The organism is Rhodococcus sp. BUPNP1 (assembly GCF_002215235.1).
GTDB lineage: Bacteria > Actinomycetota > Actinomycetes > Mycobacteriales > Mycobacteriaceae > Rhodococcus.
On sequence record NZ_NERM01000025.1, the window covers coordinates 39,388 to 64,697 of the forward strand.

At 67.1% G+C, this 25,310-nt stretch carries 24 protein-coding genes and 1 pseudogene; 10 read left to right on the forward strand and 15 right to left on the reverse strand.

What is annotated here, in order from left to right:
- Positions 1-16 precede the first annotated feature (16 nt).
- The gene (locus B9C99_RS20765) at positions 17-541 is read right to left on the reverse strand and encodes an HPP family protein (protein ID WP_088899192.1); all 525 of its coding nucleotides are present in this window, start codon (positions 539-541) and stop codon (positions 17-19) included.
- Positions 542-688: 147 nt separating this feature from the next.
- Between B9C99_RS20765 and B9C99_RS20770 the strand changes: the two genes are divergently transcribed.
- Together B9C99_RS20770 and B9C99_RS20775 are read left to right on the forward strand one after the other, a co-directional pair.
- Positions 689-1,339: an ABATE domain-containing protein gene (locus tag B9C99_RS20770; RefSeq protein WP_088899193.1), complete on the forward strand. Its 651-nt coding sequence runs from the start codon at positions 689-691 to the stop codon at positions 1,337-1,339.
- A 230-nt stretch (positions 1,340-1,569) separates the two neighbouring features.
- Positions 1,570-1,893, forward strand: coding sequence for a pyrimidine/purine nucleoside phosphorylase (locus B9C99_RS20775; RefSeq protein ID WP_019289422.1), 324 nt, complete (start codon positions 1,570-1,572; stop codon positions 1,891-1,893).
- Positions 1,894-1,990: 97 nt separating this feature from the next.
- Here B9C99_RS20775 and B9C99_RS20780 read toward each other — a convergent pair whose 3' ends face one another.
- Positions 1,991-3,478: a DHA2 family efflux MFS transporter permease subunit gene (locus B9C99_RS20780; protein ID WP_088899194.1), complete on the reverse strand. Its 1,488-nt coding sequence runs from the start codon at positions 3,476-3,478 to the stop codon at positions 1,991-1,993.
- A 77-nt stretch (positions 3,479-3,555) separates the two neighbouring features.
- Positions 3,556-4,266 carry a PadR family transcriptional regulator gene (locus B9C99_RS20785; protein WP_088899195.1) on the reverse strand — a complete coding sequence of 237 codons (711 nt, stop codon included), beginning with the start codon at positions 4,264-4,266 and terminating at the stop codon, positions 3,556-3,558.
- 177 nt (positions 4,267-4,443) lie between these two features.
- Between B9C99_RS20785 and B9C99_RS20790 the strand changes: the two genes are divergently transcribed.
- From B9C99_RS20790 to B9C99_RS20800, 3 genes are all read left to right on the forward strand, one after another.
- Positions 4,444-5,544 carry a VanZ family protein gene (locus B9C99_RS20790; protein ID WP_253250153.1) on the forward strand — a complete coding sequence of 367 codons (1,101 nt, stop codon included), beginning with the start codon at positions 4,444-4,446 and terminating at the stop codon, positions 5,542-5,544.
- Positions 5,545-5,653: 109 nt separating this feature from the next.
- On the forward strand, positions 5,654-6,775 hold the full coding sequence (locus tag B9C99_RS20795; RefSeq protein ID WP_216359314.1) for a zinc metalloprotease: 1,122 nt from the start codon (positions 5,654-5,656) through the stop codon (positions 6,773-6,775).
- 28 nt (positions 6,776-6,803) lie between these two features.
- Positions 6,804-7,124: a hypothetical protein gene (locus B9C99_RS20800; protein WP_088899197.1), complete on the forward strand. Its 321-nt coding sequence runs from the start codon at positions 6,804-6,806 to the stop codon at positions 7,122-7,124.
- Between the two features lie 62 nt (positions 7,125-7,186).
- On the opposite strand, the gene B9C99_RS26035 is transcribed toward B9C99_RS20800, so the two are convergent.
- From B9C99_RS26035 to B9C99_RS20815, 3 genes are read right to left on the reverse strand one after another with little or no spacing between them, the layout of a single operon-like run.
- Entirely contained in the window at positions 7,187-9,361 is a 2,175-nt protein-coding gene (locus B9C99_RS26035; protein ID WP_216359315.1) for a VCBS repeat-containing protein, read from the reverse strand.
- 48 nt (positions 9,362-9,409) lie between these two features.
- Positions 9,410-9,868: a hypothetical protein gene (locus tag B9C99_RS20810; protein WP_143543579.1), complete on the reverse strand. Its 459-nt coding sequence runs from the start codon at positions 9,866-9,868 to the stop codon at positions 9,410-9,412.
- 11 nt (positions 9,869-9,879) lie between these two features.
- Complete coding sequence (locus B9C99_RS20815; RefSeq protein WP_088899199.1) at positions 9,880-11,079, reverse strand: S8 family serine peptidase; 1,200 nt, start codon at positions 11,077-11,079, stop codon at positions 9,880-9,882.
- 398 nt (positions 11,080-11,477) lie between these two features.
- On the opposite strand from B9C99_RS20815, the gene B9C99_RS25670 reads away from it, so the two are divergent.
- The gene (locus tag B9C99_RS25670) at positions 11,478-11,777 is read left to right on the forward strand and encodes an alpha/beta fold hydrolase (protein WP_143543580.1); all 300 of its coding nucleotides are present in this window, start codon (positions 11,478-11,480) and stop codon (positions 11,775-11,777) included.
- 18 nt (positions 11,778-11,795) lie between these two features.
- On the opposite strand, the gene B9C99_RS20825 is transcribed toward B9C99_RS25670, so the two are convergent.
- The 4 genes from B9C99_RS20825 to B9C99_RS20840 are packed head-to-tail and all read right to left on the reverse strand — an operon-like array spanning position 11,796 to position 14,939.
- Positions 11,796-12,059 (reverse strand): WhiB family transcriptional regulator, encoded by a 264-nt coding sequence (locus tag B9C99_RS20825; protein ID WP_016691381.1) that lies wholly within the window; start codon positions 12,057-12,059, stop codon positions 11,796-11,798.
- Positions 12,056-12,679: an LUD domain-containing protein gene (locus B9C99_RS20830; RefSeq protein ID WP_088899201.1), complete on the reverse strand. Its 624-nt coding sequence runs from the start codon at positions 12,677-12,679 to the stop codon at positions 12,056-12,058. Before B9C99_RS20830 ends, B9C99_RS20825 begins: the two co-directional genes overlap by 4 nt.
- Positions 12,676-14,178, reverse strand: coding sequence for a LutB/LldF family L-lactate oxidation iron-sulfur protein (locus B9C99_RS20835; RefSeq protein ID WP_088899202.1), 1,503 nt, complete (start codon positions 14,176-14,178; stop codon positions 12,676-12,678). The genes B9C99_RS20830 and B9C99_RS20835 overlap by 4 nt, the downstream gene beginning before the upstream one ends.
- Positions 14,175-14,939 (reverse strand): (Fe-S)-binding protein, encoded by a 765-nt coding sequence (locus tag B9C99_RS20840; RefSeq protein ID WP_026060979.1) that lies wholly within the window; start codon positions 14,937-14,939, stop codon positions 14,175-14,177. Before B9C99_RS20840 ends, B9C99_RS20835 begins: the two co-directional genes overlap by 4 nt.
- A 199-nt stretch (positions 14,940-15,138) precedes the next feature.
- Here B9C99_RS20840 and B9C99_RS20845 point away from each other — a divergent pair, with 199 nt between their 5' ends.
- Positions 15,139-16,878, forward strand: a complete 1,740-nt coding sequence (locus B9C99_RS20845; protein WP_088899203.1) for an L-lactate permease — start codon at positions 15,139-15,141, stop codon at positions 16,876-16,878.
- Positions 16,879-16,904: 26 nt separating this feature from the next.
- A complete protein-coding gene (locus B9C99_RS20850; protein ID WP_016692220.1) occupies positions 16,905-17,615 on the forward strand; it encodes a FadR/GntR family transcriptional regulator in 711 nt (236 codons plus the stop codon).
- Here the strand turns inward: B9C99_RS20850 and B9C99_RS20855 are convergent.
- The 4 genes from B9C99_RS20855 to B9C99_RS20870 form a co-directional block, all read right to left on the reverse strand.
- Positions 17,588-18,856, reverse strand: coding sequence for a glycosyltransferase family 87 protein (locus B9C99_RS20855; RefSeq protein WP_088899204.1), 1,269 nt, complete (start codon positions 18,854-18,856; stop codon positions 17,588-17,590). The two genes, B9C99_RS20850 and B9C99_RS20855, sit on opposite strands and share 28 nt — an antisense overlap.
- Positions 18,853-20,079, reverse strand: coding sequence for a Na+/H+ antiporter NhaA (gene nhaA, locus B9C99_RS20860; RefSeq protein WP_216359316.1), 1,227 nt, complete (start codon positions 20,077-20,079; stop codon positions 18,853-18,855). Before nhaA ends, B9C99_RS20855 begins: the two co-directional genes overlap by 4 nt.
- Positions 20,080-20,507: 428 nt before the next feature.
- On the reverse strand, positions 20,508-21,212 hold the full coding sequence (locus tag B9C99_RS20865) for a universal stress protein (RefSeq protein WP_016692223.1): 705 nt from the start codon (positions 21,210-21,212) through the stop codon (positions 20,508-20,510).
- Between the two features lie 198 nt (positions 21,213-21,410).
- The gene (locus B9C99_RS20870; RefSeq protein ID WP_088899205.1) at positions 21,411-21,902 is read right to left on the reverse strand and encodes a MarR family transcriptional regulator; all 492 of its coding nucleotides are present in this window, start codon (positions 21,900-21,902) and stop codon (positions 21,411-21,413) included.
- Positions 21,903-22,065: 163 nt separating this feature from the next.
- On the opposite strand from B9C99_RS20870, the gene B9C99_RS20875 reads away from it, so the two are divergent.
- Both B9C99_RS20875 and B9C99_RS20880 read left to right on the forward strand, forming a co-directional pair.
- Entirely contained in the window at positions 22,066-23,292 is a 1,227-nt protein-coding gene (locus tag B9C99_RS20875; protein WP_088899206.1) for an MFS transporter, read from the forward strand.
- Positions 23,293-23,331: 39 nt separating this feature from the next.
- Positions 23,332-24,162, forward strand: a complete 831-nt coding sequence (locus B9C99_RS20880; protein ID WP_088899207.1) for an aldo/keto reductase — start codon at positions 23,332-23,334, stop codon at positions 24,160-24,162.
- 63 nt (positions 24,163-24,225) lie between these two features.
- On the opposite strand, the pseudogene B9C99_RS20885 reads toward B9C99_RS20880, so the two are convergent.
- Positions 24,226-25,310 (reverse strand): annotated as a pseudogene (locus tag B9C99_RS20885) (sulfatase-like hydrolase/transferase); the annotation flags it as partial.

Consider the following 25,310-nt stretch of genomic DNA (forward strand, 5'->3'; position numbering starts at 1 on the left):
CCCCGGCACCGTCCGTCTACCAGATGTACAGCGGGTACTCGGGAGTGCCGTTCAGGCGGTTGACAACAAGGCCGACGAGTACGAGCACCGAGGCAGCGGATCCTGCAAGGAGGATGAACTCCCAGCCGGGGACGGTTGTCGCGGTGGTCCCGATGACCGCAGTCGCCGCGGCCGGGGAATGTGGCACACGAGCGAGCATCATCGCAGCCAGAGCCAGGGCGCCGGCGAGCGCGCCGAGCCACAACGATTGGCCCAGCAGTCCGACCGAAGCGCCGACTGCGGCAGAGATGATTTGGCCGCCGACCACGTTGCGAGGTTGGGACAACGGAAGTTTCGGCGCCCCCACGACCAGGGCCATGCTGGCCGCCATCGAGGGGATGAGGAATGGACTTCCTGTCACCTCGGTCAGCGCGGCGAGCCCCAGAAGCCCGAGGGCCGCAGCAATCAGTGCGAGTGCGACCGTGCGCAGGGCCGGTCGTGGCGACGCGGAGGAGCTCCACCAGGGGCGACGAGCTGCGTCGAGGACGGGAGGGGACGACATGGACGGCGACGAATCGGCGACTGGGGCCTGCTGGGAGAACGTCCGAATCCTAACTAATGGTTAATGCATTAGCCCGGACTCTAGAGGTAGATTGAAGTACATCGCAAGCACGAATGCACGCAGAACCCGATCGGGAGAGGACCGACCATGCGGACGCAGTACATCGAGAACGGCGTCCTGGTCCGGCCGCTCGAACCACCGTCCACCAATTTCCTGAGCAGCCGCTACTACGACGGTCGCGGCGTCACCGACCTGTTCGACTCACCCGACCGGGCCCACGCGTGGATGCAGACACTCAATGAAGAGATCAGTTTCCCTCGATCACCCTTCACACCGACCGAGGACCAGCTCCAGCAACTCCAGCAACTCCGCGACACGCTCGGCTCCGTCTACCGCGAGACGCTCGACGGCGATCCGGCCCAGGCAGCGGCCCACCTGCGCTCGGTGCTCGATCGCACACGCATCACTCCCGGCATCGTTGTCGGTGACGATCGCCTCCACGTCCGCTGGACCACGGACTCCCACGACCTGTTCGAGGAATTGATCGCCGAGATCGCCGTATCCGCAATCACAGCGGTAACCGGTCACGCGGCAACCTTGCTGTGCAAGTGCGAGGCACCACGGTGCGTGCTGTACTTCACCCGACTCAACGCACGTCAGCACTGGTGCAGTGACGTGTGCGGCAATCGCGCACGTGTCGCTCGCGCCGCGAGGACGCGCCGGAAATCGCATCCCGCAGAAGGCACACAACCGAAAAGCGAGGCTCACAACCCTGGTGGTCGACCCTCCGGGTTGTGAGCCTCACTTGTGCATTGTGAGCCTCCCGTCGAACGCCATCTGCGGTCAGCGGGTGTAGCGGTCGGCGAGCTCGGCTCCGATCCGCACCAGTTCCTCCTGCACCGAGACCAACTCGAGGACCTCGACATCGTCGACTCGGTGAAGGTCGTCCGAGATACACCTCGCGACGGACGGGCGCCCACCGACCCCGGCGACCGGCGACCTGCACCCGCCTCGCTACGCTCCAGCTCATGAGTGAGCCGACTTCGACCTACGCCAACGTGACGCTCGACCCGCGTGCCAACGTCTACTTCGACGGTAAGTGCGTCAGCCACAACTTCCATCTGGCAGATGGAACCCGCAAGTCGGCCGGCGTGATCCTGCCCGCGACCCTGAACTTCGGCACCGCTGATCCCGAGGTCATGGAGCTGCACAGCGGCGCGTGCCGCGTCCGGCTCGCCGGCAGCGAGGACTGGACCTCCTACGGCGCAGGCGACTCCTTCTCGGTGCCCGGCGACTCGTCGTTCGACATCGAGGTCACCGAAGCCGTCAGCTACGTCTGCCACTACGGCTGACCACACTCCCGAGCGAACGAGAACGCTCCCACCGAGTCCTGCTCGGTGGGAGCGTTCTTCCGTTCGCGGCGACCGGGCCACTACATACGAACCCGACTCAGCCGGTGACCTCTGCGCGGTCGGCCGAAGTGCCGGCCTGCGCCTTCCGCTGCGACGAGGCGTGGCCGACGAACATCGCCGACGCCACGATCCCGATGATCAGAACCGAGGCGGGCAGGAGCATCGACTGGCTCAGCGCGGTGCTGAACTTCTCGGCGATCTGCTCCGGGAGACCGGCTCCCATCGCGGCTCCGCCGCCCTCACCGGCCTGCACCTCACCCAATCCTTGGGCGGCCATCCGCGACGAGATCAGAGCACCGATCGCGGCGCTGCCCAGCACCGAACCGACCTGGCGGGTGGTGTTGTAGATGCCGGCACCGGCGCCCGCCTGGTGGATCGGCAGGTTGTGCGTTGCGGTGGAGGCCAGCGGCGCCCAGATGCACGAATTGGACAGGCCGGCGATACCGGCGATGAGCAGGAACAGCACGATGGGGCTGTCCGGCGTCATGAGCACCGCGAACCCGAAGATCGTCGCGGAGAAGAGCGTGAAGCCGACGGTAGGCAGCACCCGGGGCGGCATCCGGTCGGAGAACTTGCCGATGAGCGGTGCGGTGAGACCGGTGACGATCGCCATCGGGGCGAAGATCAGGGCGGCTTTCGTGGGTGAGAATCCGCGGACCGTCTCGAGATAGAAGTAGGCCGGAACCATCAGGGCCGTCATGGCTGCGCCCATCGACGAGATCGCGATGTTCGACATCGAGAAGTTCCGGTCGCGGAACAGGGCCAGGGGCACCAACGGTTCGCCCTTGTTGCGCGCCTGGTTGAACACGAACAGCACCATCACCGCGATACCCGCGACGATCATCGTCCAGGTCCAGACGTCCCAGTCGCGGCTGGAACCTTCCTGGATTCCGAAGACCAGCAGGAACAGTCCGACGCCGCTGAGGATCACGCCGACGACGTCGAACTTGTGCGGTTGGGTCTCGAGGCTGGGCACCAGCCATGCCGCCAGCACGAAGGCGATGATGCCGACCGGGACGTTGATGTAGAAGATCCAGTTCCAGCCCTGCCAGTCGACCAGCACACCGCCGACGAGGGGCCCGAGCAGCGAGGCCAGACCGGCGACCGCGCCCCACAGACCCATGGCCGCGCCGCGCTTGTCGGGCGCGAAGGTGCGGGTGATGATCGCCATCGTCTGCGGCGTCATCAGCGCCGCGCCGAGTCCCTGGACGGCGCGGGCGGCGATGAGCATCTCGATGGTGCCGGAGGTCGCGCACCACAGCGATGCCGCGGTGAACACCACCAGGCCCGCGAGATAGACGTGCTTGGGTCCGAACCGGTCGCCGAGACGACCGGTGAACAGCAGAGGCACCGCATAGGTGAGCAGATAGGCGCTGGTCACCCAGACGACCTGATTGATGTCGGCCTGCAGGTCGGCCATGATCGCCGGGTTTGCCACCGCGACGATGGTCAGATCCAGCAGGATCATGAAGAACCCGACCACCAGGGCCGACAGGCCCCACCACGGATTACGTTCGGTTTTCATCGATTTCGTTCCTGTTCGTACCGGTCGAGCACGACCGGCGATCTATTGGGTCAAGGTGTCCCGGTTCGGTCGATGGACTACGGCCGCCCGGGAGCACTACTTCCCGCACCGCTCCTCCGCAGTTCGGCAAGAGTCTCGTCCGTCAGCGCCGCACCCCAGTCGCGGCCGAGATCGTGGGGCGGGTCCGGAATTTGTCGATCCGCGGCGTCGAAGCTCTGCCACACCAGGGAGCCGTCGCGGATCTCCTCGATCAGTCCGCGCAACCAGTCCGCTTCGTGGGCGGTCCTGTCCCGGAGGAAGTCGACGGCCACCCAGTAGCGACGCGGCACGCCGTTGTCCGCGGCCCACGTGCGGATCGCGTCGAATTCGACGAGCTCTTCCTCGAGCCGGTCGATGCGTTCGCCGAGGAGGGCGACGACCTCGTCAGCCGGAAGGTTGTGCGATTCGGCGAGGCCGAGGGGAAAGATCGGATACTCCCGCACCGGGCGACGGATGACCTCGGCGAGGCGGGCCCGCACGGCCGCGGCGCCGGCCGCGGTGATGCTGTAGGTGGTGCGCTCGGGCCTGTTGCCTGCGCGTTCGGTGCCTTCCTGCCGGATCAGTCCGCTTTCCGCGAGGCGGGAAACGGTGTGGTACAGCGAGCTCGGCCGGAGCTTGATCAGGTTGTCCTCGCGGCGCCTGAGCAGAAGCTGGTGCATCTCGTAGGGATGCATCGGCCGTTCCTCGAGCAGCCCGAGTACCGCGACCGCCATAGGCGTCAGGACGGGGATGCGGGGCTGATCGGACACCGGTCTCGATTTCCTTCGATCGTCGGGAGGCGTTGCGATTCTGCGACTGGTTCGCTTCGAATAGTCGGCGCCGAATATACGGCGTGGAATAGCGGACGGACAAGCAGGTCGGGTCGCTCGACATCGGCACGTTCGAGCGTCCCCGGAATCGGCGCGTCCGGGTGGCAGACTCCCCTCGTGGACAGTCGCGTCGAACTCGGAGTCATCGCAATCTTCGCCGGCCTACTCGTCGGTGCGGTGCTGTTCGTGCCGTTCGTCGCGGTGAGCTATCGACGCCGCGGCCGCCTCTCACTCGGACGGCTGGCACTGTTCGTCGCGGCTCTCGTCTACTTCTGGGCGCTGTGGGCGTACACCCTGCTGCCACTCCCCGACCCGCAGATGCTGGTGTGCGCCGGGACCAACACCGATCCGCTCGCCCTCGTCGACGACCTGCGGGGTGCGTGGTCGAACACCGGCAGTCCCACCGCATTCCTCCGCGACACGGCGGTCCTGCAACTGGCGCTGAACGTGCTGCTGTTCGTTCCGCTCGGATTCTTCGTCCGCGCGCTCGGGGGCCGCGGAATCCTCGTGGCGATCGCGGCCGGGTTCGCGACGTCGCTGTTCGTCGAACTCACCCAACTGACCGGCATGTGGGGTGCGTACGACTGCGCGTATCGGGTGTTCGACGTCGACGATCTGCTCACCAACACGGTCGGCGCGGCGCTGGGTTCACTGTTGGCACGTGCGGTTCCGCGCGGATTGTCGGATCCATCCGCTGATGTCGCCCCGGGAGCACCGCGCCCGGTCACCGTCCCACGCCGATTGCTCGCGATGCTGTGCGACTGGCTCGGCTACATGTTGACGACCTTCACCGTGGCGGTCGCGGTGCGGGCCTACCTGATCTATCTCGCCGACGATCGCGTGACTGCCGTCGAAGGCCCCGTGTCGTCGATCATCGGCGGCAGCGTCACCCTCGCGGTGTGGTTGCTCGTCATCCTCACCACGGGCCGGTCTCCCGGTGACCACGTCGTGCGGCTCCGGTACGCGGGTGGGTCGATGCCCGGGGCGGTCTCGCGGCTCCTGCGGTTCCTCGCCGGCATCGGCGGATACGGTCTGCTCGATCTTCTTCCCGAGGATTGGAGCATCCTGGTCACGATCTTCGCAGGTGTCGCGGTGGTGACGGCCCTGTTCACCCACAGCGGCCGCGGTCTGCCGGGCGTGCTGACCGGCCAGGAACTCGTCGACAGCCGTGCGCTCCCGCGGCCGGCGGTGGAGGTCGATTCGACGACGCGCACGTGATGGGCGCGTCCGAAAGGAGGAGTTTCGAGTAGTCCGCTACGCATGATTCCGCAGCACCCGAGCGTGAAGCTTCGTTCGAAGCACTTTTCGGCGCAGGAAAGGATCCGTCATGGCCGACCTGGACTCCCCGTCGACCCGCGAGGTCTGCGGAACGATGGCTGTGCACCACAAATTGCTGTTGCAGAGCCCCAGCTACAAGCAGCGCTGCGAGATGTTCGAGAACCGGGTGTTCGCCTACCGGACAGGACGGCGCGCACCGGCCCCGACAGGTGTCGTGACCGTTCCGGTCGTCGTTCACGTCGTGCACGATCCCGCGTCGCCGTCCCAGAACATCGGTGAAGACCAGATCCGGAGCCAGATCGACGCCCTCAACCGGGACTTCCGCGCCACCAACCCCGACCGTACAAAGGTGCCGGAGATCTGGAAGGACCTCGTCGCCGACATCCGGGTCGAATTCCGGCTCGCGACCGTCGATCCGGACGGCGCACCGACCGACGGGATCACCAGGACCCCGACGACGAAAGAGTTCTTCACGGCGGACGAGGACGACATCAAGTCGTCCGACACGGGCGGCGCCGACCCCTGGCCGAGCGACGACTACCTCAACATCTGGCTGTGCGACGACCTCCGCGACTCGATCGGTCGGCAGATCCTCGGCTACGCCCAGTTCCCCGGCGGACCGGCAGCAACCGACGGTGTCGTCATCGCCCACTCGTGCTTCGGGACCACCGGCACAGCGCGACCTCCCTTCCATCTCGGTCGCACCGCGACACACGAGATCGGCCACTGGCTGAGCCTGCGCCACATCTGGGGCGACGACGGCGACGGCTGCTCGGGCACCGACTTCGTCGACGACACCCCGAACCAGGCGGGCCACAACTTCGGCAAGCCGCGATATCCGCGGGTGACCTGCAACAACGGTCCACACGGCGACATGTTCATGAACTACATGGACTACACCGACGACGAGGCGATGTTCATGTTCACCGCCGGGCAGGCGCTCCGCATGCGAGCGTGCCTGGAAGGACCGCGGGCGTCGTTCCTGCTCGGGGCGCTGGAACCGGCCCGGACGGAATCGGTCGCACTCGGGCCGTCCGGCAACGATGAGACACGAGCCGACTCCGCAGCACGTGCGTCGCTCGCCGGCGAGGTGGACGAGTTGCGACGTCAGATCGCGTCGCTCCGGTCGCTTCTCGACCGCATCGGCGGAATCCTGGACCATGCCGGTTGACCACCCCACGGACCCGTCAGGACGCACTGTGAGCGACCCGTCTTCGATCATCGGTACCTGGTTCCATTCCTACGAGGAGGACACCGACACCGCGAGGGTCTACCGCCCTCGCGGGTTTCCGTTTCCTCGCTCGCGCGGACGACCCGGATTCGAGTTCCGGCAGGACGGCACCTACGTCGAATACGACGGCGGTCCCGACGATCGTGGTCGCGCGCGTGTCGGACAGTGGCAGGATCTGGGCGACGGTCGTGTCCGCACCGTCCTTCCCGAGGCGGACCCGAATCCCCATGTGCACACGGTGCTCTCCGTCGACGACGAGATCCTCACGTTCGAATCGGGGCAACCATGAACCTGAGATGAGGGGTTCCGGCCGATGCCACGCACCGGCCGGAACCCCTCGCTCGAGTACGGTCACGATCTGTGCAACCACACACCGGCGCTGCCGAACCCGATGATGTCGGCGCGACCGTCGCCGGTGGTGTCCGCCAGGAACCGCGGATGCTGGTCGACCCGCCACCCACCGGCGTCGTAACCGAAGTTGGTGACGATCAATCCGGGCGCGTCGAACCCGCCGTTGCCGAGTGCCCGCGACACGTAGACGCCGGCATTGCCGAACCCGACGATGTCCGCCCGGCCGTCACCGGTTGTGTCCGCCAGGAACCGCGGGTGCCGATCGATCCGCCATCCTCCGGCGCTGTAAGCGAAGTTGTCGACGACGCGCGTGACCGGCCCGTACGTCCCATCGGCTCGCGCCAGGGAGACATACACACCCGCCTCGCCGAATCCGACGATGTCGGCCCGGCCGTCCCCGGTGATGTCCGCGAGGAACCGTAGATGCCGCTCCACGCGCCAACCACCCGCGTTGTACCCGAAGTCGTCGACGACGCGCGTGACCGGACCGAACGTCCCGTCCGCCTGCGCCCGAGACACGTACACCCCGGCATCACCGAATCCGACGATGTCCGCCCGGCCGTCACCCGTGGTGTCGGCCAGGAACCGCGGATGCCGATCGACCCGCCACCCACCGGCAACGTAGCCGAAATCGGCGACCACCCTCGTCACCGGACCGAACGACCCATCGGCCTGAGCCCGCGAGACATACACCCCGGCATCACCGAACCCGACGATATCGGCCCGACGGTCCCCGGTCGTATCCGCCAGGAACCGCGGATGCCGCTCCACCCGCCACCCACCGGCAACGTAGCCGAAATCGGCGACCACCCTCGTCACCGGACCGAACGACCCGTCCGCCTGAGCCCGCGAGACATACACCCCGGCATCACCGAACCCGACGATGTCCGCCCGGCCGTCCCCGGTCGTATCCGCCAGGAACCGCGGATGCCGCTCCACCCGCCACCCACCGGCCTGGTAGGCGAAGTCCTTGACGACGAGGCGTGGTGTCTCGAAGCGTCCGTTGGGCTGGGAGCGCGACACGTAGACACCGGCATCACCGAATCCGACGATGTCGGCGCGGCGGTTGCCCGTGGTGTCGGCGAGGAACCGCGGATGCCGATCGGTACGCCACGATCCGGCGTTGTACCCGAAATTGTTGACGGCGAGCTGCGGCGCCCATCCGAGGTGCCCGGGAGTGAAGCCGCAGACGGTGAACGTGTTGCCCTTCATCAGGCACGGGACGCCCCCTTCGGCCGCGCAGTTCTCGCAGTTGCCGTTGGCGAGTCCGTATCGTCCGAAGGCACCGCCGCACGTGCACCCGCTGTCCGCGTACTCGTCCGGACATCCGAAGATGTGCCCGGTCTCGTGCGCGAACACCCGGTCGATGTTGTCCGGGCCCCAGCCGTCGTTGTTGTAGTCCATGACGACCCGTGGCGCACCCGCGTACGCGAAGTGACCGAGTGGATACTTCGTGAAGAAGGCGCAGTACGTCCAGCGGGTTCCGTAACGGCTGCGGATGTCCTCGACGTAGGCGCCCACGCCGTTCCAGTCGGCGTTGTATCCCAGCGCGCCCATCGCCGGATCACGCCAGTGCGCCTCGAGGTCGGCGGCGGACGGATCCGCCTGCACACTCAGGTTCACGTTCTGGATGTCGTACGAGAACGAAATGCCCGCCAAGGGGTTTGCGGTGGCGAGCCAGCCCAGACCGTTCTGGACCTCGGCGACCACCTTCACCACCTCGGCCTCGGAGAAGCTCAATGCCGCAGTCGGTCCCTGAACGATGACGATGCCGACCGCCACCGACCCCTCGAGATAGGAACTCGTCGGTCCCGCTTCCTGCTGACTGTCGCGCTCTGCCACCTGGGGCGGGACGGGCACGACCGACGTGCAGTCCCCCATGTCCCACTCTTGACCGGCGCGGGGTCGGTTCTCCTTCGCACGACGGTAGTCGGCGGATCGGCGCAGCCGTTGCGCCGCGAGGCCCAGTGTCTCGACCTCGGTGGGGTCGTCGACGAGGTCCCGCATGTCTCCGATCTCCGAGACGGATTCCTCCGCGGACTCCCCCGGAGCGGCAAGGATGGCGATCCGCCCGTAGCGGTGGATCGTTCGTTCCTGTGCCTCGTCGCTCGGATCGGCTGCGCGTACGTCGTCTGCACGTACGACGCGTTCCGTGATGTTCAGGTCGCCGGTCATGTCATGCTCCTGATGTCGAGAATGGTGTGCAAACCGGTCCGGTGTGGGTCACCGGCCGGGGATATCCGGCGGTTCGAATCCGGGAGTGTCCCAGTTCGAGCCCTCTCCGGGGCGCGTCTTCGGCGCGCGTCGGGCGGCCCAGGCGTCCACGAACAACTGCTCCTCGGGCGACAGACCGAGTGGTTCGCTGTCGGGGGCGGTGCCGTAGACACCGAGGACGCCGGGGATTCTTCGAATGTTGTCCCTCGCATCGGGATCCGCGAGGACGAGAAGCAGCCGTGGCCGGAGCAACTGGGTCACCGGGGCCGCTGCCTCGATGCCGGCAAGGGCCGCCTCGGCCTGCTCGGAGGCAAGGACGACCAGGTGCTCTCGGGGTGTTTCCACCATCGATGTCTCCCCGTCCTCCGAGGTGCCCCCTCGTTGCGGATTCGTGGCGTGCGAGCAGGCCGTCACCGACACCAGGACTACGACCGACAACACCGCCAGGACGACGGAGGCCTTGCGCATCGGGTACCGACTCACGGTGCGGTGGCCAACCCCGCGCCCGCATCGGTCTGCGGCAACGGCAGCACCTCGGCCCCGTCGACCAGCGTCTTCCAGAGTTCCTTCCCGGTCTTCGCTGTGCTCTGCACGATGAGCGCCGCCAATCCGGCCACGTGCGGCGTGGCCATGGACGTGCCGCTGATCGTGTTGTAGCGGTCCGGCATCGGCCACGACGAGTACACATCGACACCGGGTGCGGCGATGTCGATCGCGCCGCCCGGGACCACGGTGGCCCTGGCCGAGAACGCCGCCATCCTCAGGTCGGACGCCAGCGCCGCGACCGCCATGATCGACGGCGAGTTCGCGGGACTTCCGACGAATCCGGGGTCCGCGGGCCGACGCGCGTTGTTCCCCGCGGCCGCGATGATCAGTGTCCCGGCGGCCAGTGCGCGCTGTCCGACGGCCTCGTAGGCCATCACCGGCTGAGGAACGTTGGCGCCCAGCGACATCGAGACGACCTGGCACCCGTTGGCCAACGCCCACTCGATCCCGGCAAGGATCGTGGAGTCGGACCCACTGCCCTGATTGCTCAGCACCTTCCCGACGAAGATCGCCGCCTTCGGCGCGACGCCGTAACCCCGCGCGTTCGGTAGATTCCTCGGTCCACAGGACGTGCCGACACAGTGGGTGCCGTGTCCGTTCCCGTCCTGGACCGCCTGGCCTGCGATGAACGACTTGCTGATGATCGTCCGGCCCGCGAAGTCGGGATGGTTCAGGTCGAATCCGGTGTCGAGCACGGCCACTCGAACACCGGAGCCGTCGAACTGCGACGCGAGCGCACGGGTGGCCTGCAGACCCCAGGTGTGCCTGCGGCCGTCCGCCAGATGTGTCTCCATGGCGAGCGGTGCCGCCAGGGTATGGACGACATGTTCGGGTTCCACGGCCACGATCGCCGGATCCTGCCGTGCGACCTCCTCGAGCGATTCGACCTGCGACCCGTCGACCGCGGCGACAGCCACCCCGAGTCGTTCGAAGATGGTCGCGTCGGCGGATTCGAGTTCGTCGGCGGGTACCGCTTCCGGTCCCGTCTCGTCGCTGGACGCGATCGAGGTCACGCCGCTGATCGATTCGAGTGCGGCCACCCGTTCCTCGTGCGTGCTGTCCTCGGTGAAAGTGATGATCTGCCGGCCCGTGGTCTCGGCTTCGACGGGGCCGTCGACATCGTCCGTCATCATGATGGTTTCCTCTGATCCGAAGGGTGACAAGAGATGCGGGAGGACCCCGCGGGATCAGTATGGGAATCGGCCGATACCGGCGCCTGCGTAGACGACTACCCCATTTCGACCGGGCGGGTCGCGTCACTGGTGCGTAGCCGTTCTCGATTTCGGTGTTCCCGACCGCGCTGAGCGATGTCAGGAACACCGAAATCGCATCCGGTCACCGCGGGTGCGACCGCTCCGCGACGGGGCGGAACCACTCCCCCACACGCGACATCAGTGCGGGATGACCTGCGGCCGTGACAGATCCGTCCCGGACAGCACGAGACCAATCACTCCGACCGTGGGCGAGCGCCAGCAGTGCCGGGATCGACGACTCGAGATACACGTAGCGAGCCGGGTCCAGCAGCGGATCGGTGAGGTATCCGTACGGTGGCGCGCCGCGCTGCACGACCAGCCAGTACCTGCGGTCGCACCGCTGGTGGAGCCGGAACTCGAGGACGACCGGCCGGGCCGGACAGTGGCAACTACGAGTTCCCACGCTGATGATCTGGGGTGATCACGATCCTGTGGTCCCGGTGAAGGACGCGCAGGCCGTCGCGGCACTCGTACCGCACGCGCGCCTGGAAGTGCTGGCCGCGGGGCATGTACCGCAGCTCGGTCATCCCGCCCGGGTGGCGGCGCTGATCGAGGAGTTCGCCCATTCGATTCCGTGAGCGGCCCGCGGGACGCGATCAGCGCTTCGGACGTTGCAGCCGTTCGTGTTCCGACAATCCACCCCACACTCCGTGCGGTTCGCCGCTGAGTATCGCGTGGGTGCGGCACTCGGCCAGCACCGGGCAGTTCGCGCAGATGCGTTTCGCGACGACCTCGCGCCGCCTGCGGATGCTCGGTGGCTCGCCCTCCGGGGCGAAGAAGAAGTACTCGTCGGAGGTCCGGCAGTTGGCATGCTGTTGCCATCCGAGTCGTGGCCGGACACGCTCGGTCAGCACGGTCATCCGATCATCACCACCTCCAGAGTGCGGGGGCCGTGCACGCCCTCGACGCGTTCGAGTTCGATGTCCGACGTCGCGGACGGTCCACTGATCATGGTGATAGCCCGTTCCGGGACGAGCCGGGCCAGCGCTTCGGGCACTCCCACCTCGACATCGCTCATCGCCACCACGCACACGTGCAGGTCGGGGACGAGCGTGAGCGCGCGTCGCCCCTGGTCGGGGCTGCCGTCGAGGAAGATCGTGCCTGTCTCCGCGCAGGTGACGGCCGAGCCGGTGACGACCCCGTCGAGATCACCGAGGTCGGCTGCGGGCCGGTCGATGGAGTCGATTACCACCTCGCCACCGAACTCCGCCAACCACGAGCGATCCAGGCCCTCCGGGATCCCGACGCGGCGCACCCCGCGATCCGTGAGGATCTTCGCCAGCACGACGGGCAGATCCTCCGGTGTGCTCTCGTGCACGTGGGCCTTGTAGTCGACCAGCCGGTCGACCAGCAGCTCACGCCGCTCGGCGTCCGGCAGGGTGCGTCCGAGACGGTAGTCGCGCGGTACCTCGACCGGTGTCGGCGGTGCCAGAGTCTGCGCCGAACGGATCCGGCCGAGAATCGCGTCGCGGCTGCTCATCGCTGCTGTCCTTCCTCGCGTGCCTTCGCGAGTGCGGCACGTCCTTCGTCGGAGGCCCACCATTGCCGGAAGGTCTGTTTCGGCGGGGCCGGCATGTCGCGGGCGTCGGTCCAGCCGGCGAGCGGACCGGGCAGATTGGTGATCTTCCCCTTCTTGCCGGCGAGGACGCGGCCGAGACCGGCGGCCTTCTGCGCGGCCGTCCAGCGTCGCGAGGACGACATCGCCAGCGATGCGGCCTTCATCGCCGCGGCCTCGGGTCCGAAGCGGGCGTGTTCGACCTTCTGGTGGCGTAGTTCCACCAGCAGTGAGGGGATGTCGATCTTGACGGGGCAGGCGTCGTAGCAGGCACCACACAGGCTCGACGCGAACGGCAGGCTGGCGTTGGGGTCGTCGGGTTCGTCCATCCCGGCCAATTGCGGGCTGAGGACGGCGCCGATCGGGCCCGGATAGGTCGAGCCGTAGGCGTGGCCCCCGGTGCGCTCGTAGACCGGGCACACGTTCAGGCACGCCGAACACCGGATGCAGTGCAGCGCTCCGCGTCCGATCTCGTCGGCGAGCGCGGCGGTGCGGCCGTTGTCCAGCAACACCAGGTGGAATTCCTGCGGGCCGTCACCGGGGGTGACACCGGTCCACATCGAGGTGTAGGGGTTCATGCGCTCGCCTGTGGACGAGCGCGGCAGCAGCTGCAGGAACACCTCGAGGTCGCGGAAGGTGGGCAACAGCTTCTCGATGCCCATGACGGTGATGAGTGTCTGCGGCAGCGTCAGGCACATGCGGCCGTTGCCCTCGGATTCGACGACGGCGAGGGTGCCGGTCTCGGCGATGCCGAAGTTCGCACCCGATACCGCGACCGGCACCGTCATGAACTTGTGTCGCAGGAACTTTCGTGCCGCGGCGGCGAGATGGCGGGGGTTGTCGTCGAGGTCGGGGTCGACGTCCGGCATCTCACGCAGGAAGATCTCGCGGATCTCGGCGCGATTGCGGTGGATGGCGGGCACGAGGATGTGCGAGGGCTTGTCGTGGCCGAGTTGGACGATGAGCTCGGCGAGGTCGGTCTCGTAGGCCGCGATCCCCTGTTCCTCGAGGTGCTCGTTGAGCCCGATCTCCTGGGTGGCCATCGATTTGACCTTGATGACCTCGTCGGATCCCGTCTTCCGGATCAGCTCGGTGACGATGGCGTTGGCCTCGGCGGCGTCGGCCGCCCAGTGCACCACGCCGCCCCGCGCGGTCACCGCCTCCTCGAGCTGGGTGAGCAGGTCCGGGAGGCGGTTGAGCACGTCGGTCTTGATGGCGGCGCCGGCGTCGCGCAGTTGTTCCCAGTCGGGCAGTTCCCCGGTGACGTTCAGTCGCTTGGCGCGGATGGTGTGGGTGGCCTTGCCGATGTTGCGCCGCAACTGGGGGTTCGCGAGTTCCTGGTGCGCGGCGTCGGGAAATGCCTTGATACCGCGCAGATTTCCGGATCCTCGTGGCGGGACGACGGGCATACCGAGTGCGGTCACGCGGGCACTCCCTTGGGGGCGACGGCCGGTTCCACGGAGGCGAGGATCTCGGCGAGGTGGATGGTGCGGGTACCGGTGCGCAGGCGCGTGAGGCCACCGCCGATGTGCATCAGGCACGACGAGTCGCCGGCGCTGCAGTATTCGGCGCCGGTGGCGGCGACATTGCTCAGCTTGTCGGCGAGCATCGCGGTGGAGGTCTCGGCGTTCTTGATCGCGAAGGTGCCGCCGAAACCGCAGCACGAGTCGGCCTCGGGCAGTTCGACGAGGTCGATCTCGCGTACGGCACGCAACAGCTGGAGCGGCTTCTCCCCCACCCGCAGCATCCGCAACGAGTGGCAGGTGGGGTGATAGGTCACCCGGTGCGGGAAATAGGCGCCGACGTCGGTGACTCCGAGGACGTCGACGAGGAATTCGGACAACTCGTACGTCTTGGCCTTGACGGTGTCGACCCGCCCGCACAACGACGCGGAACCGTAACGGGAGGCGACGATTTCGTGCTGGTGACGGACGGATCCGACGCACGATCCGGAAGGGGCGACGACGGCGTCGATGCTGCTGTCGTCGAAGGCGTCGACGTAGTTCTCGACGAGCGGCAGCGCGTCGGGTTGGTAGCCGGTGTTGACGTGCATCTGGCCGCAGCAGGTCTGGCGTTCGGGGAAGACGACGTCGTGCCCGAGCCGGGTGAGGAGCAGGGCGGTGGCCGAAACGGCCTTCGGGAACATCGTGTCGCCGAGGCACGTCGCGAACAGGGCGATTCGCATGGAGATCTCCGCATCGGGGGTGTGGTCTGACCACATTGAACCACACGTTCCGGAGATCCGCCGCACATTTTCGGACAGTGACCGCAAATTCCGTCACGGGTCGACTGTGACGCGGACCATGGTGTACTTTCACGTGGTCTGACCACATCGGTCGAAATCAGATCCGCCGCCAACAGCGGCGCAACCACAGGAGTTTCGTGTGGCAACCCGGATATCGGCGGTGACATTCACACCCGCCACTGACGCCATCGCAGGCAGCCTCACCGCATCGGCTCTCGTGGGCCTTGCGCCGCTGCTGACCTTCTTCGTCCTGCTCGCCGGCTTCAAACTCAAGGCCTGGTATTCCGGACTCGGCGCCCTCGTCGTCGCGCTCGTCGTCGCGATCATCGGCTTCGACATGCCCGCGCCACTGGCCGGCCTGTCCGCTCTGCAGGGCATCACCTTCGGGCTCTTCCCGGTGATGTGGATCGTGATCACTGCGATCTGGTTCTACGAACTCACCGTCGTCAGCGGCCGGTTCGAGGATCTGCGGCGCATCTTCAACTCGATCGGTCACGGCGACATGCGGATCCAGGCGATGCTCATCGCCTTCTGCTTCGGCGGCATGCTCGAAGCACTCGCCGGATTCGGCGCGCCCGTCGCGATCACCGGCGCCATGCTCGTCACCCTCGGCATGCCCGCCCTGCGGGCCGCGGTCACGGTCCTGATCGCCAACACCGCACCGGTCGCCTTCGGCGCCATGGCCATCCCGATCACCACCGCCGGCGCCCTGACCGACATCCCCGCCACCGAGATCGCCGCCGTCGTCGGCCGTCAGACACCGATCCTGGCTCTCTTCGTGCCGTTGTTGCTGCTCTTCCTCGTCGACGGTCGTCGCGGTGTCCGGCAGGCCTGGCCGATCGCACTGGTCACCGGCACGACCTTCGCGCTCGCCCAGTTCTGGTGCTCGAGCCACTTCTCGTACGAACTCACCGATGTCGTCGCCTCGCTCGCCGGTCTCACCGCGGCCGTGCTGATGCTGCAGGTCTGGAAGCCGCGGACCCCCGAGGACCAGCTCTCGCGCACCCGCACCGATACCATCGCGGTCCAGGCCGGCACGGAGGGACCCGGAGCCGCTCGTGCTCCGCAGCGTCCCGTCGCCGACGAGTCGCTGACCACCTCGCGCGTCGTCATGGCCCTGTTCCCGTACCTGCTGGTCATCACCGTGTTCGGCATTGCGAAGCTGTGGACCGTCGGTGTCGATCTGCCGGAGCGTCTCGCCGCCACCGACGTCAAGATCGAGTGGCCCGGCCTGTACGGCAATCTGCTCACAGGCAACGGCGCCGCGTCGAGCAGCGCGGTCTACACCTTCTCGTGGCTGTCGTCGCCGGGAACACTGCTGCTGCTCAGCGGCGCGATCGTCACCCTCGTCTACGCACGGTGGGACAGCGGCGGTATGTTCCCGCTGACCGTCCGTAGGGCCGCGGCCACCTTCGGCACCACCGTCGTGCGGATGAAGCTCGCCATCGCCACGGTGGCCACCGTCCTGGGCCTGAGCTACGTGATGAACCAGTCCGGCCAGACCGTCGCGATCGGCACGTGGCTCGCCGGCACCGGCGCGATCTTCGCCCTGTTCTCCCCGATCCTCGGCTGGCTCGGCACCGCCGTCACCGGCTCGGACACATCCGCCAACGCCCTGTTCGCCCGCCTGCAGCAGGCCGCCGGGCAGACCGCCGGCATCGACCCGACCCTGCTGGTCGCGGCGAACACCTCCGGTGGTGTGGTCGGCAAGCTGATCAGCCCGCAGAACCTCACCATCGCCGCCACCGCCGTCGATCAGCCGGGCAGCGAATCGGTGTTGTTGCGCAAGGTGATCGGCTACAGCGTCGCGATGCTCGTCATCCTCTGTGTGCTGGTCTACCTGCAGTCCACGCCGGTGTTGTCCTGGATGCTCCCCTGATCCGGAATCGACTAGGCTCTGAAGTCATGTCGTCGTCCGAGGGTCGTGCGTGGGAGCAGGTACTGAACCACTTGGAGCAGATGCTGGTCTCGGGAGAACTCGGCCCGGGCCAGCGTCTGCCCCCGGAGCGCACGCTCGCCGCACAACTCGGCGTCGGCCGGTCTTCGGTTCGTGAGGCACTGCGGGTGATGGAGGCCCTCGGGCTGCTCAGCACCCACACGGGGTCCGGGCCGAACGCCGGCGCGATGATCGTCTCGCGACCCACCGGCGGGATGTCTATGCTCATGCGCCTGCAGGTCGCGGCGCAGAACTTCCCGGTCTCCGACATCGTCCGCACACGTCTGGTACTCGAGACGGAAGTGATGCAGACGCTGGCCAACCGGAGCCCGGCACCGGAACTCACCCCGGCCGAGGAACTGCTGGACGCGATGGACGATCCGGAGTTGGCGGCACCCGAGTTCCTCGTTCTCGACGCCCAGTTCCATGTCGCAATGGCCGACGCGGCGGGCAACCTCGTCGTCGCGGCGATGATGGCCGGTCTCCGCGACTCCATCGAGAGCTACGTCCTCGCGGGCGCACCACACACCGATTGGCCCGCGACCTGCGTGCGGCTGCGTCACGAGCACCGCGGTCTCGTCGACGCGGTCCGCGCCGGCGATGCCACGCTCGCTCGCAAGCGCATCGTCGAGCACATCCGCGGTTACTACGCTCAGAGTTTCGGCGCCGACGCGTTCTGACGCCCTGTCCGAGCGATGTCCACCGAAGGGTCTGTGACCGGTCCGGGGACGCGTGTGGATCGTCGGCGATCGACCAGCACCGCGAATATCACGATGAGCAGCAGCGACCAGCCCAGTGTCGGGCGCATGTACTCGGCGTACCGGCCGGCCTCCACCCATCTGCCCGAATACCATTCGTCGGCGCTGAGGAAGCCGTACACCGCCAGCCATGCCGGCCAGTTCCGCATCACGGACTGCGGCAGGACCACGCTCATGAGCAACGGGAACAGCAGCATCGAGTAGTACATCTGCCCGAGCGAACCGAGCAGAAACGATGCGGTCATCAGCACACCGGCACCGGTGACGACGAAGAACACCTCGTCGTGCCGGTGATAGCGGTGGAGCAGATACAGCGTGGCCGCGGCGAGGAACGCGAAACCGATGCGCAACACGAGGATCAGGGGTTCGGGCAGACCGTAATAGGTGCCGTTGCCGGTGATCGAACTGTTGAAGTAGTCGCGGGACTGCAACAGATACGGAACGGTGCGTTCGACGAACTGCCACGGATCCGCAGCCCACGGCCACGCGAGTGCGGTGAGCCCGACCGGCACCGCTGCGGCGGTCAGGAGAGTCTTGCTCTGGCGGCGCAGCACGGGAAGCAACAGCAACGGCGCGAGAATCGGTTTGATAGCGAAGGTCACCCCGATCGCGGCGCCGGCCCAGAGGTCCCGCCGCGCCAGCAACAACGTCAGGAACGCCATCTGACCGAGTAGGACCACACCGTTGATGTTGGTGAACACCAGGGTGTTGATCACCGATTCGGACGCGAAGGCGACCGTCACCGCGATCGGGAGCGCCGCGGATCGCGCTGTGTACCCGAACATCCGCACGACCAGGTACACGGCAACGAGGACGGCCGCCGCGTTGACCCCGATGAATGCCCATCGTGAGAGTTCGTGTTCGAGGGCCGCGAACGGTGCGATCAGCAGCGAACCCGACGGCGGGTAGAGGTAGTGCGGGTCGACGTGTTCGTACGTCGCTGTGTAGACCGGTTCACGGTTCCAGAAGGCGACGGCTGCGCGGTAGACACCGGTGAAGTCGTCCGTGCGTGCACCGTCGACGGCGAGGATCACCGTGCGATGGACGACGAGCATCACGGCGACCGGCCAGAAGACGCACTTCAGCAGGGCCTGCGGTGACCGCACGGTCGGCTGGACCCACCACGGCAGACCGTCCCGACCGCGATCCGAGGTATCGATCATCGCTGATAGACGTCGGGAATCCCGTCGCCGTCCTCGTCGACCTGCTCGGCCGCCCTGATCGTGCGGTAGGCACGGTTACGGGCCACGAGAACAGTCGAGGCCAGAGCGGCGCTGAGCAACGATCCGCACAGCACGGCGACCTTCACGTGATCGGCCGCGACGGTTCCTGCACCGTAGGCGAGATCGCCGATGAGCAGGGACACCGTGAAGCCGATACCGCCGAGCAGGGACACACCCAGCACGTCCACCCAACTCAGCTCGTCGTCGAGATGTGCTCGGGTGAAGCGCGCCACCAGGTAGCTGACCCCGAAGATCCCGACGACCTTGCCGACGACCAGACCGGCGATCACCCCGGCGGAGATGGGATCGGTGAGGGCGTTCGCCAGGCCGGTGAATCCTCCGACGGTGACGCCGGCGGCGAAGAAGGCGAAGACCGGCACGGCAATACCGGCGGACAGCGGCCGGAGCCGGTGTTCGACGTGCTCGGCGACCGGAATCGTGCGGTCCCCCACCTGCCGGGCGACGGGAACCGCGAAGCCGAGCAGTACACCGGCGATGGTCGCGTGCACACCGGATTCGTGGACCAGCCACCAGGTCACTGCCGCCAACGGCACCAGGAGCCACCAGGCACCGAAGCCGCGTCGGAGCGCGATGCCGAACAGCGCCAACGGGATCAGCGCCCCGCCCAGGTAGAGCAGGTTCACCTCGTCGGTGTAGAAGACCGCGATCACGGTCACGGCGAGCAGGTCGTCGACCACGGCGAGGGTGAGCAGGAACGTTCGCAGCGCCGACGGGAGATGACTACCGATGACGGCGAGAATCGCTACGGCGAACGCGATGTCGGTCGCCGTCGGGACCGCCCATCCGTTCAACGCGTCGGCGCCACCACGAAGATTGATGACGGCGAAGATCACGGCCGGGACGATCATGCCGCCCAGGGCGGCGGTCACCGGCATGGCGGCACGCCGCAGGTCCCGCAGACTGCCTTCGACGAATTCCCGTTTGAGTTCGACGCCGACGACGAAGAAGAACACGGCGAGCAGTCCGTCGGCCGCCCAGGTGCCCAGGGACAGGTCCAGGTGCCACGACGCCGGACCGATCGAGGTCTCCCGCAGGGCATGGTAGGAATCCGACCATCCTGTGTTCGCCCAGATCAATGCGATGACGGCGCCGATGAGCAGCAGGACACCGCCGACGGTCTCCTTGCGGAGGATCTCCGTCACACGGCGTGTGTCCTGCCATGTTCCGCGAGAGAGGAAGGGGACTCCGGAGAAGATGTTCGGCATCACAGGTCCTCGGAATTCTCGACCGCACGCGGTGCGCGAACGGGGACCGGCCGGGGCGGATGCACCCGATCCGCATGGGCGGCAGTACGTTCCGATCCCCGGAGTGGGATCGGGTACCGAAAACTATGGCATCCCTGCGATTTCGGCGTCGGACGCCGACACGCAGCCAGGAGGTCGATGCGACCTTCGGCGCTGCGGTGGACGTGCTTCGCGGGGGTGCCGGTCACTGCGCCGGCTGCAGAGCTCGGGCGGGACGGGTGGCGACGGGACAGATGGGTACAGACACGGGTCCTCCGGTTCGACGACGTAATTACTTCTGCCGACCAGACTTCCCGGCGCACCGAGATCGACCATACCGTATCGGGTCAGGTCGACGCGGTGCCCGTCACATTCTCCTCGGGAGCGACCCGAACGGCGACCGTGGGTTCGTTCGCACCCGCGTCCGGCGAGACGACGGTGGGATCGACGACGAGCACAGGCACATGCGAGTGCCCGATGAGATATTCCGCGACGCTGCCGAGCATCCGAGAGGACATGCCTCGTCCGCGGCGGCCCACGACGAGAACGTCGGCGTGATGTTCCTCGGCGAACCAACCCAGGCATCGACCGGCCGGGCCGGCGAGGACGGCATATCCCACCGAAATATCACCCATCGATTCGACGGCCTGCTCGAGGCGCCGTCGCACCGTGGCGAGAAGTTCGGAGTCGGGATCGCCGGCGTCGTCGTAGGAGATCACGACGACGAGTTCGAGCACTCCTCCGGCCGGCCCGAACAGTCGTCGCGCCGCGTCCAGCGCATGCTTGGCCTCGGTGGATCCGTCGTAACCGACCATCACGCGGAGTCCGCCCTCGTCGACCTCTCCGGCATGCTGCCGGGCCACCGTCGTCACTTCGACGGACCGGGGAACACGCTCGATGCGCTCGAAGGCGATGGGGACGAACAACGGTCCGAGGATGACGGCGATGATCGTCCAGCGAGGGTCGTGGCCTCGCCGTGCCATCCACAGACCGGTCACGAGTCCTGACAGCACCCATACGACGAGGAAGGCGACGAAGACGGCCCAGTTCATGGCGTGCCTCCAGATGCGTGCACCGAGAAGAGGTGTACCGATGCGTTCATGTCGTCCTCCGGGTCGTCGAAGAAAGCTGTTCCCGCCGACCAGACTTCCCGGCACACCATGGGAGACGATACCCGACCCGGCCGCGCGATCTCACCTGTTGCTCCGACAGGTCTGCGCGCGGAGGACGTCGCGCGAGATCGCCCCCGTTCAGCGTGGTGCCGGGCCCCCGGCGGCATCCGTCCGATCATCGTCCTGCAACTGCCGGATGGCGTCGACCAGTGGCGCCAGGACAGGTTCGGCCGCGGCCTCGTCGAGCGCCTCCCGCAGGGCGGTGTTGTGGGTGGGCCGGGCCTCGTCGAGCAGGCGCCGGCCGGCGTCGGTGACGTCGGTGTAGATGCCGCGGCGATCGGTGGGACATAGATAGCGCGCAAGCAACCCGCGATCCTCGAGCCGCGTGACCAGCCGCGTCGTCGCACTCTGACTGAGGACCACGGCGTCGGCGACCTGGCGCATCTGCAGGTGCCCGCCCTCCCCGTCGTGCTGACGGTTGAGCACGTCCAGCAGTGAATACTCGCGCACGCTCAACCCGTGGCCGGACTGCAGGGCGCTCTCGATCCGGTTCTCGATCCGCCCGTGCAGGAGCGACAGCGCCGACCAGCTGTTGGCCAGCGCGGTCATCGACGGGTCCGTGGCGGTCATGGTCGGCTCCTCGGTCGGCTCGTACGAAACAGGTGACGCGGGCGGTGTGCCGGCGTTGTCACATCGCTCACTATACCCGCGCTTGCAATTAGTCGGCGTCTGCAATTATTGTTGACGCCAGTAAAGCGCGTCTGCGTCTCTTCTCGATCGAAGGATCGTTCTCATGCCACTCGCTCTGCTGGCCCTGGCCATCGGCGCCTTCGGAATCGGCACCACCGAATTCGTCATCATGGGGCTGCTCCCCCAGGTCGGATCGGATCTCGGAGTCTCGATCCCCACAGCCGGATATCTCGTCACCGGCTACGCCCTCGGCGTCATGATCGGTGCCCCGATCATGACGGCGCTCGGCACCAGGATCTCCCGCAAGAACATGTTGATGCTGCTCATGGGCCTGTTCGTCCTGGGCAATGCCGTCTCTGCCCTCGCACCCACCTTCGCCGTCATGTTGATCGGCCGCGTCGTCGCCTCCCTCGCCCACGGAGCGTTCTTCGGCATCGGCTCGGTCGTCGCCGCCGACCTGGTGGCACCGCAGAAGAAAGCCGCTGCCATCTCCCTGATGTTCACCGGACTGACGGTGGCCAATGTCGTCGGCGTGCCGCTGGGCACCTTCGTCGGCCACACCGCGGGCTGGCGCGCGACGTTCCTGATCGTCGCCGCGCTCGGCGTCGTCGGCCTCGCGGGCGTCGCGAAGCTCGTTCCCGACGTATCCCGACCCGAGGGCGTCCGGCTGCGTCACGAGATCGCGGCGTTCAAGAACGTCCAGGTCGTGCTGGCCATGACCATGACGGTCCTCGGCTTCGGGGGCGTGTTCGCCGCGATCACCTACATCGCACCGATCCTGACCGATGTCGGCGGTTTCGCCGAGTCCTCCGTCCCCTGGCTGATGGCCGTGTTCGGAACCGGCATGGTGGTCGGCAACCTCGTCGGTGGACATTTCGCCGACCGCAATCTCATGCCGATGCTCTACACCGCCCTGGCCGGCCTGGCCGTGGTGCTCGGCCTGTTCACCTTCCCGGCCTCCGCCAAGACGGTGTCCGTCGCGGCGGTCTTCCTGATCGGCGCTCTCGGTTTCGCGACCGTCCCACCCCTGCAGAAGCACGTCCTCGACCATGCGCACGGCGCCCCGACCCTGGCGTCCGCTGCCAACATCGGTGCCTTCAATCTCGGCAACGCCCTGGCCGCCTGGCTCGGCGGCATGGTGATATCCGCCGGATTCGGGTACACGGCACCCAACGCCGTCGGGGCCCTCCTGGCCGCGTCCGCTCTGATCCCGGCGGCCCTGTCCCACCGACTACAGCGAAAGGACGATCACGCCAACGCAACTCACCCATCCGCAGAACCCGACCTCCACAGCACCTCCCGTGCTGCCGTCGACCCCGTCCGACTCTGATCCCGAACTACGCGAACACCCCCGAAGGAGCACCATCTCGTGACATCGTCCACGATCCCCACCGTCACCCTGAACAACGGCGTCGAGATCCCCCAGCTCGGCTTCGGCGTCTTCCAGATTCCCGAGGACGAGACCACCGCGGCCGTCAGCGCGGCACTCGAGACCGGCTACCGCCACATCGACACCGCCGCGATCTACGGCAACGAGGCCGGCGTCGGCCGCGCGCTGGCGGACTCCGGACTGTCCCGCGACGAACTGTTCATCACGACGAAGGTGTGGAATTCCGATCAGGGTTACGACGCCACCCTCCGCGCCTTCGACACCAGCCTCGCCGCGCTCGGCCTCGATCGTCTCGACCTCTACCTGATCCACTGGCCGACCCCGGCCCGCGACCTCTATGCGGATACCTGGCGTGCCCTCGAACGCCTCGTCGAGGAAGGACGCCTCCGCGCTGCGGGCGTGTCGAACTTCCAGCCGGCCCACCTCCAGCGCCTGCTGGACGGCAGCTCGCTCGTCCCGACGATCAACCAGATCGAACTGCACCCCGGGCTGCAGCAGAGCGAACTGCGCGCCTTCCACGCCGAGCACGGCATCGCCACCGAGGCATGGAGCCCGCTCGCCCAGGGCGCCGTGCTGGACGACACGGCGATCACGTCGATCGCCGGACGCACCGGCAAGTCGCCGGCCCAGGTGGTGCTGCGCTGGCATCTGCAGCTCGGCAACGTCGTCATCCCGAAGTCGGTCACGCCGTCCCGGATCCGGGAGAACTTCGCGGTCTTCGACTTCGAACTGACCGACGAGGACATGTCCACCATCGCCGGCGCCGACCGCGATCTGCGCACCGGACCCCATCCGGACCAGTTCAACTGACAGACCTCGCGGCTCCGGGCGGATCCACCGCCCGGATCCGGTAAGGCACTCGAAGAGCTGCGTTCAGGTGTATTCGACGGTCATCCTGTCGATGCTCCCGTCGAACGGGAACGGTGCCCGGTCGAAGTAGTCGAGCGAGACAGGTGAACCCAGGCAGGTGCCGATATCCAGGCAGTCGTTCGCCGTGAACAGCAACGGCGCACTGACCGGCACGACGGTCTCCCCCACCGACTGCCCGTCGACGGACATCAGGACGTTCAACGGACCACCGGGGCGCGCTTCGGCGTACTTGGTGACCACCTCGACGAGGTGGTGTCCGGGCGCGACGCGGCTCGCCGAACGCATCTTCGTCCGCATCAGGATGAACAGGTTGTACTCGTAGCAGAGATAGCCGTCGTCCGCGAAGCACGTCAGACCACCACCGTTGGCACCCAGCGCATACAGGACGCCGTGTGCCCGCTCCGGGAAGATCACCTCGATACAGACCCGGTTGTTCTTGTTTCCCAATGCGGGAGCGCAGAATTCGGGCATACGGGTGACGTCGCCGGTGAAGTCCCAACTCGTGTACGGCGTGGTGATGCGTTGCTCCGGATGGATCGCCGCGACCCAGAGCCCCCCACCGATGGGAAGGGCGTTGTTCTTGGCCGCTTCGATCGCGAAGATCTCCCGCATCTGTGCCAGTTTCTCGGGGTACTGCTCGGCCAGGTCGCGGTTCTGCGTCCAGTCCTCGTCGAGGTTGTACAGCTCCCAGGTGTCGTCGTCCGGGCTCCAATCGCGGATTCCGCCGGGCAGGCCGGGCAGCCACGGTGCGCGGGGTCCGAAGGCCGATGCCATCCATCCGTCGTGGTAGATCGCTCGGCTGCCCATGACCTCGAAATACTGGGTGAGCTTGCCCGCCGGCGCGTCACGGTCCACGAACGTCCGAGCGAAACCGGCGCCGTCGATCGGATCCTGCGGAATCCCGTTGACGGTCCGCGGTGGGGTGATGCCCAGCAGCTCGTAGAAGGTCGGCACCAGGTCGTTGCAGTGCAGGAATTGGGTCCGGGGGGTGCGATCCGGCGTGATGCGCGCAGGCCAGCGCACCACCATGGGATTGCGGGTTCCCCCAAGATGGGACGCGAGAAGCTTCATGCCCTTGTAGGGCGTGC

Coding starts and splice junctions, on each gene's coding strand:
- B9C99_RS20765 (WP_088899192.1), bottom strand. CDS start 541: ATGTCGTCCCCTCCCGTCCTCGACGCAGCTCGTCGCCCCTGGTGGAGC.
- B9C99_RS20770 (WP_088899193.1), top strand. CDS start 689: ATGCGGACGCAGTACATCGAGAACGGCGTCCTGGTCCGGCCGCTCGAA.
- B9C99_RS20775 (WP_019289422.1), top strand. CDS start 1,570: ATGAGTGAGCCGACTTCGACCTACGCCAACGTGACGCTCGACCCGCGT.
- B9C99_RS20780 (WP_088899194.1), bottom strand. CDS start 3,478: ATGAAAACCGAACGTAATCCGTGGTGGGGCCTGTCGGCCCTGGTGGTC.
- B9C99_RS20795 (WP_216359314.1), top strand. CDS start 5,654: ATGGCCGACCTGGACTCCCCGTCGACCCGCGAGGTCTGCGGAACGATG.
- B9C99_RS26035 (WP_216359315.1), bottom strand. CDS start 9,361: ATGACCGGCGACCTGAACATCACGGAACGCGTCGTACGTGCAGACGAC.
- B9C99_RS20810 (WP_143543579.1), bottom strand. CDS start 9,868: ATGCGCAAGGCCTCCGTCGTCCTGGCGGTGTTGTCGGTCGTAGTCCTG.
- B9C99_RS20815 (WP_088899199.1), bottom strand. CDS start 11,079: ATGATGACGGACGATGTCGACGGCCCCGTCGAAGCCGAGACCACGGGC.
- B9C99_RS20825 (WP_016691381.1), bottom strand. CDS start 12,059: ATGACCGTGCTGACCGAGCGTGTCCGGCCACGACTCGGATGGCAACAG.
- B9C99_RS20830 (WP_088899201.1), bottom strand. CDS start 12,679: ATGAGCAGCCGCGACGCGATTCTCGGCCGGATCCGTTCGGCGCAGACT.
- B9C99_RS20840 (WP_026060979.1), bottom strand. CDS start 14,939: ATGCGAATCGCCCTGTTCGCGACGTGCCTCGGCGACACGATGTTCCCG.
- B9C99_RS20850 (WP_016692220.1), top strand. CDS start 16,905: ATGTCGTCGTCCGAGGGTCGTGCGTGGGAGCAGGTACTGAACCACTTG.
- B9C99_RS20855 (WP_088899204.1), bottom strand. CDS start 18,856: ATGATCGATACCTCGGATCGCGGTCGGGACGGTCTGCCGTGGTGGGTC.
- B9C99_RS20865 (WP_016692223.1), bottom strand. CDS start 21,212: ATGAACTGGGCCGTCTTCGTCGCCTTCCTCGTCGTATGGGTGCTGTCA.
- B9C99_RS20870 (WP_088899205.1), bottom strand. CDS start 21,902: ATGACCGCCACGGACCCGTCGATGACCGCGCTGGCCAACAGCTGGTCG.
- B9C99_RS20875 (WP_088899206.1), top strand. CDS start 22,066: ATGCCACTCGCTCTGCTGGCCCTGGCCATCGGCGCCTTCGGAATCGGC.